The sequence below is a fragment of the Leuconostoc fallax KCTC 3537 genome, assembly GCF_000165675.1.
GTDB lineage: Bacteria > Bacillota > Bacilli > Lactobacillales > Lactobacillaceae > Leuconostoc_B > Leuconostoc_B fallax.
This window is the reverse complement of record NZ_AEIZ01000009.1, coordinates 1-13508: the sequence shown is the minus strand read 5'-3', so window position 1 is coordinate 13508 and position 13508 is coordinate 1. Positions and strand designations below refer to the sequence as shown.

The window sequence follows — 13508 nt, the reverse complement described above, 5'->3', positions numbered from 1 at the left end:
GTTTGAGCTATTCTAGTAGCATAATTATGGTATTGGAGTCTGGTTTCAACGAACAACATGGTGGTATTAGTTTAGAGATTATGTGAAATTAAATACGGGTGTCAAAATATTAAATAGTATCACGGATTGCTATGAGATATGGCTCATTAGATTAGAAACGGAGAAACATGATAAATGGAAGATTTTAAAATTGAATAAATTAAAGCACTTAGTGATTGTTGTAATAGTGGCAGTCACTTTTTCATTGCCATTTGCTGACGTGAGTGTAGCAACGAAACATAATAAAACGATTGATCAAGACCGTGTCGTACAGTTGTTTGACCCACATAGGGGTAGCAACTTACTCAATGTACGACTCACGTAATGGTACTGATGGTACAGACTTAGATTATAACTACTTTGCTAGTCTAGACGGTTACCCTTACAACTACGTTTATCGTTATGTGGGGCCCAAGACACCAACCAAGTCAACACAAGCAGTTCAAAAGCTAAGACCGTTCACTTTAACCGTACGTTTGAAGTTTCATACTACGATTACTGGAATGGTAAGTGGGACGCCATTAACGAGGGATTGAGTATTCCTGTGACAGATTACAACAACTACATTCCATTATCAGCAATTACAATGACTGATAAGCACGGTAAGAAGTTGTCTAATCAATATGCACAGATTGGTAGCCCACAGCGTGAATACTTCCGCATGAATGGGCACTATGAGGTATTGCATCATTACGGCGACACAATGGAGATTGAAGTTGCTGGTGAACCAGTTTTTATCCAGTCTAGGTATAACTTGCTCATTGATAATATCGACGCTATCTATCTACAAGTAACAGAAAAATAGCAAGAGGATAATGATGATCTAGCGAAAGCACAACAAGCACTAATCAATGCACAAGATAAGGTTAGTGAATTGAAAAGCTGAATAAATTAGGGTATATCTTCTAGAATAAATAGAATACGAGTAAATTTATTATGTTACAATAAATCTATTCACGGAGAATATTATGAATAATAAAGAGGTTGGAATCTTTGATTCCATGTTTTTAGAAAATAATGATAGAACTACTTTGATTGCAAACTTAAAAATTCAAGTGGTTTTTTATTTAAGTTTCAAATATTATGGTTTATTGTTATCACAGGATGTGCTGTATTATTTTCAAATTTAGGCGATAAATGGTCTTATTACGGTCAAGCAGTATTATTAGTACCAATAATGATTCCTTCATTTTCTTATCTGAATAGCATTTATCCAACAGTTAAAAATTATGTTAGAAAATCTAAAAGAGGTATACTAATTGTAATTAATATATATGGACTTTTATTCTGGTCAGCGTTTGTCTTAATGGTTTTAGCGCTAGTGAGTTCATATTATCACTTTTCAATATTTAATATTAATTTTGTTGCTATCGTCGATATAATTGTTTTTATAATTGGCGTTTTTGATAAAGTATTTATAAAATTAATATCGGATGCACGTGTAAGAAATGCTGTCACTACAAAGAAGGGTGTGAATAATGATTAATTTTACTTTGTTGTTAGTCGCTCTTGTTTTAATTCTAATAGGAACGGTGTTTACGGTAATATTTGTGTTTGTTCAAGATAAATATTTAACTTACAAGATATTGTTGGAATCTTTTACAGGGTGGTTGCCGAGCAAAAAAGTAGCTAAGTCTGAACTGATGTATCAAATAATTAATGACAGCCTGTATAAAGAAGTAATCAAGATTAATCAACATAAGACTTCACAAATAGAGAAAGATTTTGAAATAAGCAATGAAGCTGCCAAGGAGCTTAAAAGTCTTTCTGCTAAATTGAACCGCACAAAAAATAAAGATAAACAAGAGTTATTGAGCCGTGATGTTATCAAAAAGTATTTAATTGGTGTTGATAATGTCACGGATAATCTTATATCGGCAGTTTCGGTATTCTCTAATAAAATGATGGTAGACCTTTATAAACTACTTGAACAAAGAGCTAAAATTCCTGATAAAAAAATTGGAGAACAAATAGCCACTGACGTACAAATACTGAAAATGCTGGATAATATTTTTCCAAAAAATCCGGTTATGAGAAACATTTTGATTGACCAAATAGAAAAATAAAAGATAACTCTTATGTGAATAAAGATGCCGATTTTTCGACAATACAGTTAACACACAATATTGATTCCAAAAAATTACTTATAAATTTGATTGATATGAAATATAACAATAAAGGCCAGTCGCTGGGTTTTAACAGTTAAAGTATATTATTTTTCTTCAATCTCATAAGTAATATTATAAAACAAAAAGCGGCTCGCTTAATTGCGAGGCGCTTTTTGTTATTATATAAAATTATATTATTAGTTTTGGTTACAGTGGTATATTTAATATATAAATTAGTTTTTATCTTGGTTAAAAAATACATATTTATAGGAGTATTACCATTGAAAAATGAATTAAAAATAAATGCTGAAGTTCTTGGAATTATCGAATCTTATATTTCGCGTTTAGATAGTCTAATGGAATATTTAAAATCTGTTGAAAAAATATTAAAAGATAAACGGAAAAGTTTGTTCTTTAAAAATGCTACTTTTAGAAATTTTACTAACATGAACCTTGTTGCTCATTTACTAGAAAGTAAGGCTAGAAACTATGGTGAAGTGTATGAGTTGGCTACTCATAAAAAATGAGGAAATTAGTTATGATCAATTGATAAAGATTTTAGGGGTTTTAAAAGATACTGAAAATGAAGATGTTGAAAAGGAGAAGCAAGAAGAAAGACAAAAAAACTCGAAAGAGTATTTAAAGATTTGAGGAATGTGCTTCAAGATTTTTCATTACGGATTGATGACAACTTGAAAATATTGGTAATTTTTAAAAAAGGGGATGTACGTAATTCAATTATTAATAATATTAATAATATAAAAAAAGTTGACGAGAACTTGAACCAGTTATACTCTTCTTCACTTATTACGCTTGCTAATTCTTTTGAGCTTTTAATATCAAAAATGTATTTAGCCAACTTAAACTATAATGAATCTTCTAATGATTCAAATATTAGTGATCGACCTATTAAATTTAGTGTACTATCCCAAATCGGTGGCATAGAAGAAGCTAGAGAAATGATACTAGAAGAATTTGTTAATGATTTAATGAAAAAATCAGCCAATGACTGGTTTAAGAATTTAGGAGCTATAAATAAGAAAATATTTAATTTAGATGATGAAAAAGCAGAGGTAGTGGAATTTTTCCAACGAAGGAATATAGTAATTCATAATGGGGGAGTGATAAACACTTATTATTTAAATAATGTTAGTGCTAAATATAAAGAAGGTTTGGTAAAAGGAGAAAAAATTGAAGTCACAAATAATTATTTGATTAATAAAATTTCTAATTTTCGCATAATTGGTTTAAAATTATATTGGTATGTGTATGAAACTTGTTTTCATGGAGAGATTACTGATATAAATGAAAAATATCAGGGTTTTGCTTTTGATCTTTTGAATGCTAAGGAATATGATTCAGCCGAAAAAATTTATTTACTTATACTTGAACGGGAAAAAGATTTGAACACTAGTGACCAATTCATGATAAAAATAAATTTATGCCAAACATATAAATGGCGAGGAGATCAAGAATATGTTGAGAAGCATATAGAAAATATGGATTTCTCATCGACAAACGATATATTTTTGATGTGCAAGGCATTATTACTAGATGATTTTGACAGTGCTCTTAATCATTTAAAACATAATTTGGCGGCGAAAACTGATAAAAATAAAAGAGAATTAATTGATATATATTTAACATGGCCATTATTTCAAAAGTTTAATTTAGAAAATGATTTCAATAAGTATTTAAAAGAATTAGGCTATGGTATAAACGTAAAAGAGTTGTCTTCGGAGGAATAAAATGTATAGCACGGAAATAAAAGAAAATAATAATAAGAAGTTGATTAACATATATAAGGAGTCAGACTTAGCAATACCAATTGATTTTCCAAAAGATATGGTGAATTTGTGGTTAGAAAAATCAAAACATATTAAATAAATTAGTATAAATATAGTATGGTGGTTGTCCTATATTTAAGGGTAGGAAATAATAAAAATAAATACAAAAATTTAACGGACTTACTCAGTTATATTTTTCTATTGAAGTAAAAAGTTTATCTGTACTCCCTAATTGGTATAGCTGTAATCTTTATTTATTTTATATACGTGAAGATGATAATAAATCAAATATAAATATTTAAACTATGTACGGTCGTTTGGGGCATAGTGAAATTCAAAAATATATTTTTGTTGCTAGGGACATTGATACACAGATATTTATAGAGGTGGGTGATATCTCCGTGGCACCTTTTGGGTGTTGTGTAATGTATAGATAAAGTAAGTTTAAACCCCATTACAGTGGGGGGGTTATTTGCTTTTAAAATATATTGACGACATTATAGAATACTCCTCGTGGTGCCGCTGATGAAAATGTTGGCAGTGGTCGTGCACAAATCAAGCACGCTCGTCATCTGGATGATATGTTGATTTGTTACGAAAGCGGTTATGAGTTACCAGCTTTATTTCGGCAACTTCGTATTATGAAGGAATGGTTATCATCTGGTGTGTGACAAGGAAACCAACGAGATATTAAAGGTTCAGATGTGATGGTAAAGAAGGTCAGACGATTATGTCGGGCTTTTTTATTTATATAGGATATGGTCAAAATATGAGTAGTATAATCATTGCTATTGGAGGTTACAGATGTGAGAAGATGGGAAGATAGTATACAAGAAAAAGCCAAGCAACTTTGGGATAATCACAAAGTTGTATTACTGATATTTATAATAGGATTTCCAATGGTAATTCAAATTTTATTTGGAATTTTTAACATTGTTTCTAGAATGAAATCATGGAATTTTAGGTTTCCTGATTCATCTAACTGGATTGGATTTTGGGGTAGTTATCTTGGAATCATACCTTCTGGCTTAATTGCATATATTGTTGCAAAAATGCAGATAGATAATGATAATACACAAAATAAAACCAGCTCCATACAAGAAAGACACGTCAAGGATTTATTTCAAATAAACAATAAGATTAGAAAATTAGATCCAGTATTTCACTATGGGCGGACTAACTTAGCGTTTTTAAATAATGAATTTGATAAAATAAAAAAGTTGATATCAAGAATAGTGAGGATTTGGAGTTCCAGTTAGAGAGATCAGAAGAAAGCCTCCGTAAAGTTGAAATTTTTGTTGTCATAGGTGAACTGATGCTAGACATTCAAATGATGCCTCAACTGAGAGATTCAAATATTTATAAAAATCTCCGACGTTTGGAAACAGATTTTGATATGTTATCTGAACAGATAAATAACATTTATAATGATGCTGAAGATAGAAGTGATGAGGTTATGCTTTTTAGGCATATAGCTGGTCTGTATAAAGCATGTTTCTTTCATTACAAAGAGATGCTAGAAATTTTATCCAACAAAATATATAAATATTATGAATAGCGCATAAGCGCTTTTTATTTTGCATAAAATTAAGAAAGCGAGAGGGTAATTAAAATGATTAATGCAATTTGGAGTGGTGTGATATTTATGTTTGGATTAGTTGTGTTTTTGGCTTTGGCTGCGCTTTGTATTAGATTAAAAGGTAGAAACATGCAAGTAGGACATCCGAGACATAAACAGTTACAATATGATAAATACCGACTATTGATCCCGATGAAGTTTGTGCCAAGTGGCAAGGCAGATATTAATAACCTAGCAGTGATATGTAATCCGTGTTATACACTGAAGGCTAAAGGGGAGCAACGGTATTAGAACGGGGCAGGGCAATGTGTATTGAAACAAGTCAGTCCAGTTCAAAGCGTGGTAATGATTAATAATATGATGACTACCTAGCGGTATTTCGTTTCCAAATAAAAAATATAATTATTTGTATTTATGTACAAGTATTCTGAATTTGTATCGTATTATGAAACAGAGCAAGGGGATAAAGCGAGTTAACTACTGTCGTTTCATTATGTACGCACTCAAGTGAGTGCTTGAACTATCATTGTACTTGCCAATGGTAACCAGCCGGCAGAGGTTGTCCAGGAGCAATTCGCGTGGAATGTCCTTTTCTATTATCCCAATTAAAGCCGTCTTGTATTGCCCATTTATAATGATCTGTTGAATTGATATTATTATCTGTTGTCACGACTGACGATTCAACGGATGATTGACTTGCTGCTTTAGATTGTTCTTCTGCAGCTTGTGATTGTGCAAGGGCCTGAGACTTTGCTTCAGAAGATTGAGAATCAGCGATGGCTTTAGATTCACTTACAGCTTGTGAAGATGCACGGCTTTGACTTTCTGATTCAGCGGATCTTGAAGAGCTTTCACTATATTCTTTATAGGCGCTAGAGGATTCTGAACTGGATCTTGATGCAGATTCTGCCGCTGCAATTGTCTTTTTCTTATTGAGGGTATTTTTAGCTGTTCCATCAGTATAGTTAATGATTGCATTAGGACTGTCATTGTTTAGGTAAACAACAGTTGCACCATCGGTACCTTTTTCTTCACGGGAAGAATTAAAATGAATAGCAACTTCTTTTCCGCCTTTAGAATAACCAACATAAGCTAAACGGATTTGTCTAGGTAATAATTCTTGTGCGTTGTACAAAGGTGTTACTTGATAATCTAAACGATAAGTCCTATGGGACTTTAACCATGAGGCTAAATGGCTTTCATAGTAGAGCATGCTTTTCTTATTGCCAGAATTCATGCTTTTGAGGGCACCGGTATTAAGGTATGCTGTTTCTGGTACCAAGTTACGAGCTTCATCGTTTAATCCACTGAATTGATAACCAACAAGATGGCCTCGATTGAATAGCCAAGATTTACTGATAGAACCATTACTTTTTTGATATTTAAAACGATAGTTGTGCCACCCAACTGGATTGAACTCTAATTTGGCATTTCGCTTGGTAGTTGGCTTTTCAGAATAACTGAGCTGAATATGTGCATCAACAGCTCGCTTTTTGTTATCTTGATTAGCCAATACAAGCTGTTTTTTATCCTGATACTGTAATGGTCGTTGGACAGCACCACTTACATTTTTTGCACGATAACTACTAGCTGATACCGTTAAGGTAGACGCAAATGTACTGCTTGCAATAACAGAAGTAGCAACAACGGTTATTACATTCCGAAATAGTTTATTCATTTTTCTCATTTAATCTCTCAAACAGTTTAGCGTGGATGATGCACGTTATTAATACTAATTTGTTGCGCTGTTGTTCTTTTTGTAGTTGCGTGCTTTGTGTTTGCAGAAACCCGTGGCGAATATGCAACAGATGCTGAGAAAGATAGCATTAATAATGTTGTTTTGAGAATGTTTAATGTGAATGTTTTTATCCATTTTGGGGAACTACTAATTTAATCGGTTGATAAGTTAATTACAGAATAGCACTGTAAAACGTTTAACTAATTTATGAAAAGGTAAAGATATGAAAATTTTGTCCATAATGTTGTTCATTTAAATGATTTCCATTAAAAATAGTTTTTATTTTTGTTTATATCTTGCCGTAACAGTTTTAATTCTGTTTTGATATCATGCAATTCATGTTTTAAATCTTCTTTTTCTTTATTATTTTTCTCATCAAGGAAAAATGCAGTGACAGTACTGGTTACACTTCCAATTAAACCAATACCCAAAATCATGAGAATGACAGCAATTACCCTACCTATTTCGGTATGCGGAGATATATCACCATAACCAACCGTAGTAGTGGTTGCTATTGCCCACCATAATGAATTGACATAGTTGGCTCCCTCAGCAACTGAGTATATTTCAGCACCAATCATGATTAAAATGATTGTACTAATAACAAGATAAATAAAGCCGTTAGTTCCAAAAAAGCGTTTGATATCTTTTTGAATCTTACCCGCAAAACCTACTATTCGAATTAAGCGTAATAACTTGATAAGGCGAAGGACTCTAAATGTTCTGAAAATGTAAAAGATAGAGTCAAAGGGAATAATAGCTAATAGGTCAAATATATTTTCTTTGAAAAATCGTTTTTTATTATTTGATTGAATTAATCTAGTAACATAATCTACACAGAAAAAAAGCAAAATACCACGATCCAAATATATATAGGGCGTCACATTAATATTAATAATTTTTGAAATATCTAGCACAGCTAACGTTATAGAAAATAACGACAGCACGATGACCAACACATAATAAATACTTTTGATATTATTTTTCATATTTTTTAATTATCCCGTTGTAAAAAATTTGATGATAGTAATCAGTGGCATGTACAATAACCGGTTAAATTATACAATGAACGCCTAACCATAATTTCTAATTATAAAATTAAAGGGAAAACTTAAGATAGTGATTAGTTTAGTAATTATGTTAATTAAAAAAGCACCGGCTAAATTGTGGGTGTTTTTAAATAGGTATTAATAATTTGAATTTCAGAACAAATTAATTACAATAAAAAACCGGGTGAAAAATAACCACGATGGATTTAAGGAGTGCAGCTATGCGCGTGATTACCTTCAACTCGGTTATTCAAATGATTGATCACTTGAATAAAGTAAGTGTAACATCTGTCAATTAACTTTTAAAATAAATTGCTCAAGGTATAAAAATCGACTTAAGAATCCGCAACTAATTTTTGAGGGGATATTGGATCAGGCCTAGTGCCCATCTTTGATCGGCCATCTAGGATTTAAAGTATGGGCGTAATATTTTATACTTTAGATAATTTTAACGTATTTAGATATAATGATTAATCTTGATTCAATGTTATAATGACAAAATGTAGGTGAGGGGATTTATGTTTGTGTTGGTGCACAGCATACTTTTTAATGTGCTATTTATGTTGATTGAACCAATGGATTTGACTGAAAATTGAACAGCAAAAAGTGTTAAGCTAACACATTCAAGTAGTGTGGTCGATTCATTAAATTTTCAAGGGGGAAACGATGATGAAATGGTTATTGGGGATTGCTATTTATTTAATATTAGTGATATTTATTTTATTATTCAATCGTGGCGCACATAAAAACGACGATAAGTAGTTTATGTGTTAACGAATAAATGAAATCAAGGTACTATTTCGGAACATATCAGTGTATTCAAATAGATAATTAGAGTAGAATTAGAATTATCAAGAGGATAGTGACTAATAGCAAGGAAGGATATCTTATGATTACATCAATATTATTGACTACTGATGGAAGCGAAACATCTAAACGAGCCATTCAATATGCTATTGTATTGGCCAAAAAGTTTGAAGCCAAAATTTCAGTGGTATCTGTAGTTAATTATAGTCAAATGTCGCCTTATAGTATGGCGGCTAGCTTTGATGGACCCATCATTGAAAGTCTGACGACAGCTGTACAAGAGAATTTGAATTTTGCGCAGCAAATTATCACTGATGCTCAGGTACCGTGTGATGTATATTTAGAAAAAGGAGACCCGCGTATTGTGATTGCCGAGAAAATGGTGGCATCATTAAAACCAGATTTACTCGTAATGGGTAAGACGGGTACTAATAAAATTTCACGTATATTCCTAGGATCAACAGCACGTTATGTATCTGAAAATGCTCAGACAAATGTTTTGCTAGTCGAGTAACACAACACATATAAAAAAGCGCTCGGGTTTGATGAGACCAGACGCTTTTTTATTATCATTATTTTGTTGTGTAATTGTGCTTTAAGTAAGTATAACCAATCCAGATAACGATCACCGGAATCAAGAACAATATAACCCAAATATAACGAAAATGAGCAAAGGGTAAATGAATATTCATGCCATAAAAACTACTAATAATATTTGGAATAGAAAATAGTAATGACCAGACTGTCAAGAATCGCATAATATTATTTAAACGATTAGCCAGTAGATGATCATATACCTCTCGTAATTGCGTTGTTCTTTCATTTAGTATTCTTACCATTCGACTGGCTTGTTGTGTTTCGATATGTGTTCTATGTAGTAATTGACGGTCAACTGACGGTAATGTCCGTATATCATCGGGTTCGGCTTCTTTAATATCGGTAACACATCTTAAGTTATCCAGAATATCTGTCTTAATACCTAAAATTTGACGATCAATGAGAATGATACGTTGGAAATTTTCAATATTAGAATGCTGTGTCAAACGATTCGTTGTTTGTTCAATTTGTTTGATATTCTGGCTTAGGGAGGTACATAGTTTAATATATTCAGCTGAAATATGAAAAATTAATTTTAGAATGAAATTAATACTATTATCGTTGTAGTCGCGGATTGTATTTTTAATATATTGTGTCAGGGTATCCATATGATGGAAAACAAATAGAAATAACTGATGATGATCTAAAAGAATAGTAAGCGGCTGAGCTGTGAACGGATCATTTGTAGGAAAGCGCATAACGAACAGTGCTTGTGCCTCATTACCCATTAATTCAGCACGAGACAATTCATACTCATCGTCAATATAATCAAAAACATATTGATTAATATCGAACTTTTCTTGTAAAATATGACGATCTTCTGGGGTACAGTCTTCAATCAAGGCTATATTAAATTGTACGCTTTGATAGTGTTTAATCATGATTTTCCCTTTTGCTAATATAGTATAGCGATATGACATATTTTTCAACAAACTATGTAAGCGCATTCATTAATTGAGCGATACGTGGTAAAATCGGCAGTATAAAGAATAATTAATGAAATGGAGTGTACGATTGTGATGACAAAGTGGTGGCACAATGCAGTAGCATATCAAATATATCCAAGATCCTTTCAGGATACGAATGCCGATGGTATCGGTGATTTACGTGGTATTATTCGACGCCTGGACTATATTCAATCTCTTGGGGTGACGATGTTATGGATTTCGCCAATCTATCAATCACCAATGGTAGATATGGGATATGACATTTCGAATTATCAAGCCATTGATCCTAAATTTGGGACAATGCAAGATTTTGATGAACTAGTTCAAGAGGCTAAAAAGAGAAATATTCGTATTATTATGGACTTAGTTGTTAATCATACATCTGATCAACACCCTTGGTTCCAAGAAGCGCTTGCAAATCCAGATAGTCCATATCGTAATTATTATATTTTCAAGACGACACCAGATGGGCAAGTACCGAATAATTGGCGTGCTATTTTCGGTGGTTCTACTTGGACGAAAGTGCCAGGTGAAGCGAATACTTATTATTTTCACACTTTTGCGGCACAACAACCCGATTTGAATTGGGAAAATCCTGAATTACGCCATGCAATTTATGACATGATTAATTGGTGGCTTGATAAAGGCATCGCTGGTTATCGTGTTGATGCGATTACTCATTTGAAGAAGGATCTAGATTGGGCAAGCTTACCAGCCGATGGAGAAGATGGTCGAGTGAGTGTGATTGAAAAAAGTCAAAATCGACCTGGATTAGCATTCTTTTTGGAAGAATTAAAAGCAAATACTTTTGATAAATATGATGCTGTCACCATTGGTGAGGCATACGGCGTTCCAGATCAAGACTTGCCGAAATTCATCGGCCCAAATGGTTATTTTTCAATGATTTTTGATTTTAGTTATTTAAATATTGAAATGAAGGATGTGAATGAATGGTATCGTGGTACTACAAATTGGACGATCAATGATTTGAAAAAGGCGTTATTTAGTAGTCAGCATGCTATAAAAAATGCTAATGGCTGGGCTGCCAATGTGTTAGAGAATCATGATCAGCCACGTGTATTATCGAAACTGATTAGACCTAAGGAGAATCAAACGCCAATGGCGGCTAAGGCCTTGGCGATGATGTATTATTTTCTACCCGGCGTCCCTTTTATTTATCAAGGCCAAGAATTGGGTATGAAAAACTTCCATCGAGATCATGTTAACGAGTTCAATGATGTTTCATCATTGAATAATTATCATATGGCTTTACAAAATGGCTATAGTGAAGCTGAAGCCATGCGACTGGTTAACGCAAAATCACGTGATAATGCGCGAACACCTATGCAATGGGATGATTCGAAAAATGCTGGCTTTTCAGAAGTTAAACCTTGGTTAGCTTTGGGTAATGACAGAGCGGGTATTAATGTTGCAGCAGAACAATCGGACCCTCAATCGGTATTGAATTTTTATCGTCATCTGGCTCGTATTAAGCAAAATCCACAATTTTCAGATATACTAATGTATGGCAAATTCACTGTAATTCATAACTTGCCTGATGATGTTATTGGCTATCAACATACATTTAATAACCATGCGATATCAATCATTGTCAACCTAAGTGATACAATACAGACATGTCCAATGCCAGATGGTCGAGTAATATTGAATAATGGTGATGATATAGCGTCAGTGGAGTATCAAATATCATTAGCACCTTATCAAGCGATTGTGATGCACCAATAACAAAAAGGGCTTAAACGGATTAAGTCCTTTTTTACTGTTTATGTAACCAAAGGTAGGAAATAGCTAGGAGTGCTAATCCTAGATTACTCGTAATAATTGCTAATTCTGTATTCTTCAAAACCCAACTAACAAGGGATGCGAATAAAAGCACAATAGCAATACATGAGATAATGAGATCCTTCTTTTGCATAAAGCAATTACTCCTAAATTAATTTTATTTAAAAATCTTTGAAACTGAATCCCAATGATGAGGCATCTGGATTACGATAAACGCGTAGTCCGTCAACGGAAAGGTGAGCGGGCTGATAAATATCTGTGATATCAACAAGTGCCAATGTCTTGAGTAGTGTATCTAATGGTGAATCTACTTTACATATAATGACTTCCTCTGGAGCAACGCCTTCGCCAGTATAATTAAATGGAATATTTCGGAAAGACTCGCTATTTGTATCAAAATTTTCATCAGTAAACTGATACTTATCAACATAAGCAAGATGAGAAAGACCTTCAGGTTCTGTCTCTGAAACAATAACATTGACTGGGCGTACGAACGATAATATTTTATTTGTTGTAGCAATATCCATAATAATCAACTCCTTTTAAGTTAACGCAATGGTAACAACGTTTCACCTTTATCTTAACATTAATTGCTATATCTTGTCGGATAGACGACTAATTCTTGATGATAAATATAATGGCAATGATAAAGTCGCTAAAATTAGCATTACATAACGGTTAGCTGTATAATAAAAGAAATAAAAATTGAAAGAGGTATGGAATGCGTGGCAGTGTGATAAAAAAGTTGATTAGTGTGAATAATAATGAGAAGTTTCAGTCTAATTACACTTTTGAAGTTGGCGGTGTATTACCTGAAGCATTTAATGGTATTACATCAAAAATTATTAATATCAGTTTTATGGGTGGTATCCAAGCAAACGGTCAGTTAGATATCACAAACACGGAAGCTGCTTCTAATGATGTTTATATCGTGACACTAGATGATGATTCATTTGTTAAGGTTCCAGCCGAACAATTTATGGCTTTCTTTATTAATACAGAATTTTAATTATAGCTGTATTATTAGAAATAAATAACAAAAAGCAAGCATATT

19 protein-coding genes are annotated in these 13508 nt (G+C 32.7%); 14 read left to right on the top strand and 5 right to left on the bottom strand.

The features are described 5' to 3' along the window. Positions 1 to 190 precede the first annotated feature (190 nt). From LEUFL_RS12850 to LEUFL_RS0102050, 11 genes are all read left to right on the top strand, one after another. The gene (locus LEUFL_RS12850; protein ID WP_158004497.1) at positions 191 to 364 is read left to right on the top strand and encodes a hypothetical protein; all 174 of its coding nucleotides are present in this window, start codon (positions 191 to 193) and stop codon (positions 362 to 364) included. Further along, positions 348 to 575, top strand: coding sequence for a hypothetical protein (locus LEUFL_RS0102105; RefSeq protein ID WP_010007150.1), 228 nt, complete (start codon positions 348 to 350; stop codon positions 573 to 575). The genes LEUFL_RS12850 and LEUFL_RS0102105 overlap by 17 nt, the downstream gene beginning before the upstream one ends. Before the next feature lie 8 nt (positions 576 to 583). Further along, complete coding sequence (locus tag LEUFL_RS0102100) at positions 584 to 844, top strand: hypothetical protein (RefSeq protein WP_133264544.1); 261 nt, start codon at positions 584 to 586, stop codon at positions 842 to 844. Between the two features lie 163 nt (positions 845 to 1007). After that, positions 1008 to 1169, top strand: coding sequence for a hypothetical protein (locus tag LEUFL_RS12845; RefSeq protein WP_010007148.1), 162 nt, complete (start codon positions 1008 to 1010; stop codon positions 1167 to 1169). 348 nt (positions 1170 to 1517) lie between these two features. Next, positions 1518 to 2105, top strand: coding sequence for a hypothetical protein (locus LEUFL_RS0102085; RefSeq protein ID WP_010007144.1), 588 nt, complete (start codon positions 1518 to 1520; stop codon positions 2103 to 2105). Positions 2106 to 2428: 323 nt separating this feature from the next. Next, positions 2429 to 2674 carry a hypothetical protein gene (locus LEUFL_RS0102080; protein ID WP_010007143.1) on the top strand — a complete coding sequence of 82 codons (246 nt, stop codon included), beginning with the start codon at positions 2429 to 2431 and terminating at the stop codon, positions 2672 to 2674. Next, a complete protein-coding gene (locus tag LEUFL_RS12840) occupies positions 2649 to 2798 on the top strand; it encodes a hypothetical protein (protein ID WP_010007141.1) in 150 nt (49 codons plus the stop codon). The genes LEUFL_RS0102080 and LEUFL_RS12840 overlap by 26 nt, the downstream gene beginning before the upstream one ends. A gap of 5 nt (positions 2799 to 2803) precedes the next feature. Then, positions 2804 to 3895: a hypothetical protein gene (locus LEUFL_RS0102070; protein ID WP_141557406.1), complete on the top strand. Its 1092-nt coding sequence runs from the start codon at positions 2804 to 2806 to the stop codon at positions 3893 to 3895. An 845-nt stretch (positions 3896 to 4740) separates the two neighbouring features. After that, positions 4741 to 5193 carry a hypothetical protein gene (locus LEUFL_RS0102060; RefSeq protein WP_010007136.1) on the top strand — a complete coding sequence of 151 codons (453 nt, stop codon included), beginning with the start codon at positions 4741 to 4743 and terminating at the stop codon, positions 5191 to 5193. Between the two features lie 56 nt (positions 5194 to 5249). Continuing rightward, positions 5250 to 5492, top strand: a complete 243-nt coding sequence (locus tag LEUFL_RS0102055) for a hypothetical protein (RefSeq protein WP_141557405.1) — start codon at positions 5250 to 5252, stop codon at positions 5490 to 5492. A gap of 54 nt (positions 5493 to 5546) precedes the next feature. Continuing rightward, positions 5547 to 5804 carry a hypothetical protein gene (locus LEUFL_RS0102050; RefSeq protein WP_010007134.1) on the top strand — a complete coding sequence of 86 codons (258 nt, stop codon included), beginning with the start codon at positions 5547 to 5549 and terminating at the stop codon, positions 5802 to 5804. Between the two features lie 232 nt (positions 5805 to 6036). Here LEUFL_RS0102050 and LEUFL_RS0102045 read toward each other — a convergent pair whose 3' ends face one another. After that, entirely contained in the window at positions 6037 to 7191 is a 1155-nt protein-coding gene (locus LEUFL_RS0102045; protein ID WP_010007133.1) for a DNA/RNA non-specific endonuclease, read from the bottom strand. A 326-nt stretch (positions 7192 to 7517) separates the two neighbouring features. After that, the gene (locus LEUFL_RS0102040) at positions 7518 to 8240 is read right to left on the bottom strand and encodes a potassium channel family protein (protein WP_010007131.1); all 723 of its coding nucleotides are present in this window, start codon (positions 8238 to 8240) and stop codon (positions 7518 to 7520) included. Positions 8241 to 9189: 949 nt separating this feature from the next. Between LEUFL_RS0102040 and LEUFL_RS0102030 the strand changes: the two genes are divergently transcribed. Continuing rightward, positions 9190 to 9621, top strand: a complete 432-nt coding sequence (locus LEUFL_RS0102030) for a universal stress protein (RefSeq protein ID WP_010007128.1) — start codon at positions 9190 to 9192, stop codon at positions 9619 to 9621. Between the two features lie 58 nt (positions 9622 to 9679). Here LEUFL_RS0102030 and LEUFL_RS0102025 read toward each other — a convergent pair whose 3' ends face one another. Then, positions 9680 to 10585 carry a magnesium transporter CorA family protein gene (locus tag LEUFL_RS0102025; protein WP_010007127.1) on the bottom strand — a complete coding sequence of 302 codons (906 nt, stop codon included), beginning with the start codon at positions 10583 to 10585 and terminating at the stop codon, positions 9680 to 9682. 132 nt (positions 10586 to 10717) lie between these two features. On the opposite strand from LEUFL_RS0102025, the gene LEUFL_RS0102020 reads away from it, so the two are divergent. After that, positions 10718 to 12397 carry an alpha-glucosidase gene (locus LEUFL_RS0102020; protein ID WP_133264676.1) on the top strand — a complete coding sequence of 560 codons (1680 nt, stop codon included), beginning with the start codon at positions 10718 to 10720 and terminating at the stop codon, positions 12395 to 12397. Between the two features lie 31 nt (positions 12398 to 12428). On the opposite strand, the gene LEUFL_RS12920 is transcribed toward LEUFL_RS0102020, so the two are convergent. Further along, positions 12429 to 12587: a hypothetical protein gene (locus LEUFL_RS12920; protein ID WP_010007125.1), complete on the bottom strand. Its 159-nt coding sequence runs from the start codon at positions 12585 to 12587 to the stop codon at positions 12429 to 12431. A gap of 28 nt (positions 12588 to 12615) precedes the next feature. Then, positions 12616 to 12981, bottom strand: a complete 366-nt coding sequence (locus LEUFL_RS0102010; protein ID WP_010007124.1) for a hypothetical protein — start codon at positions 12979 to 12981, stop codon at positions 12616 to 12618. A 194-nt stretch (positions 12982 to 13175) separates the two neighbouring features. On the opposite strand from LEUFL_RS0102010, the gene LEUFL_RS0102005 reads away from it, so the two are divergent. Further along, complete coding sequence (locus LEUFL_RS0102005; RefSeq protein ID WP_010007123.1) at positions 13176 to 13463, top strand: hypothetical protein; 288 nt, start codon at positions 13176 to 13178, stop codon at positions 13461 to 13463. Positions 13464 to 13508: the final 45 nt, after the last annotated feature.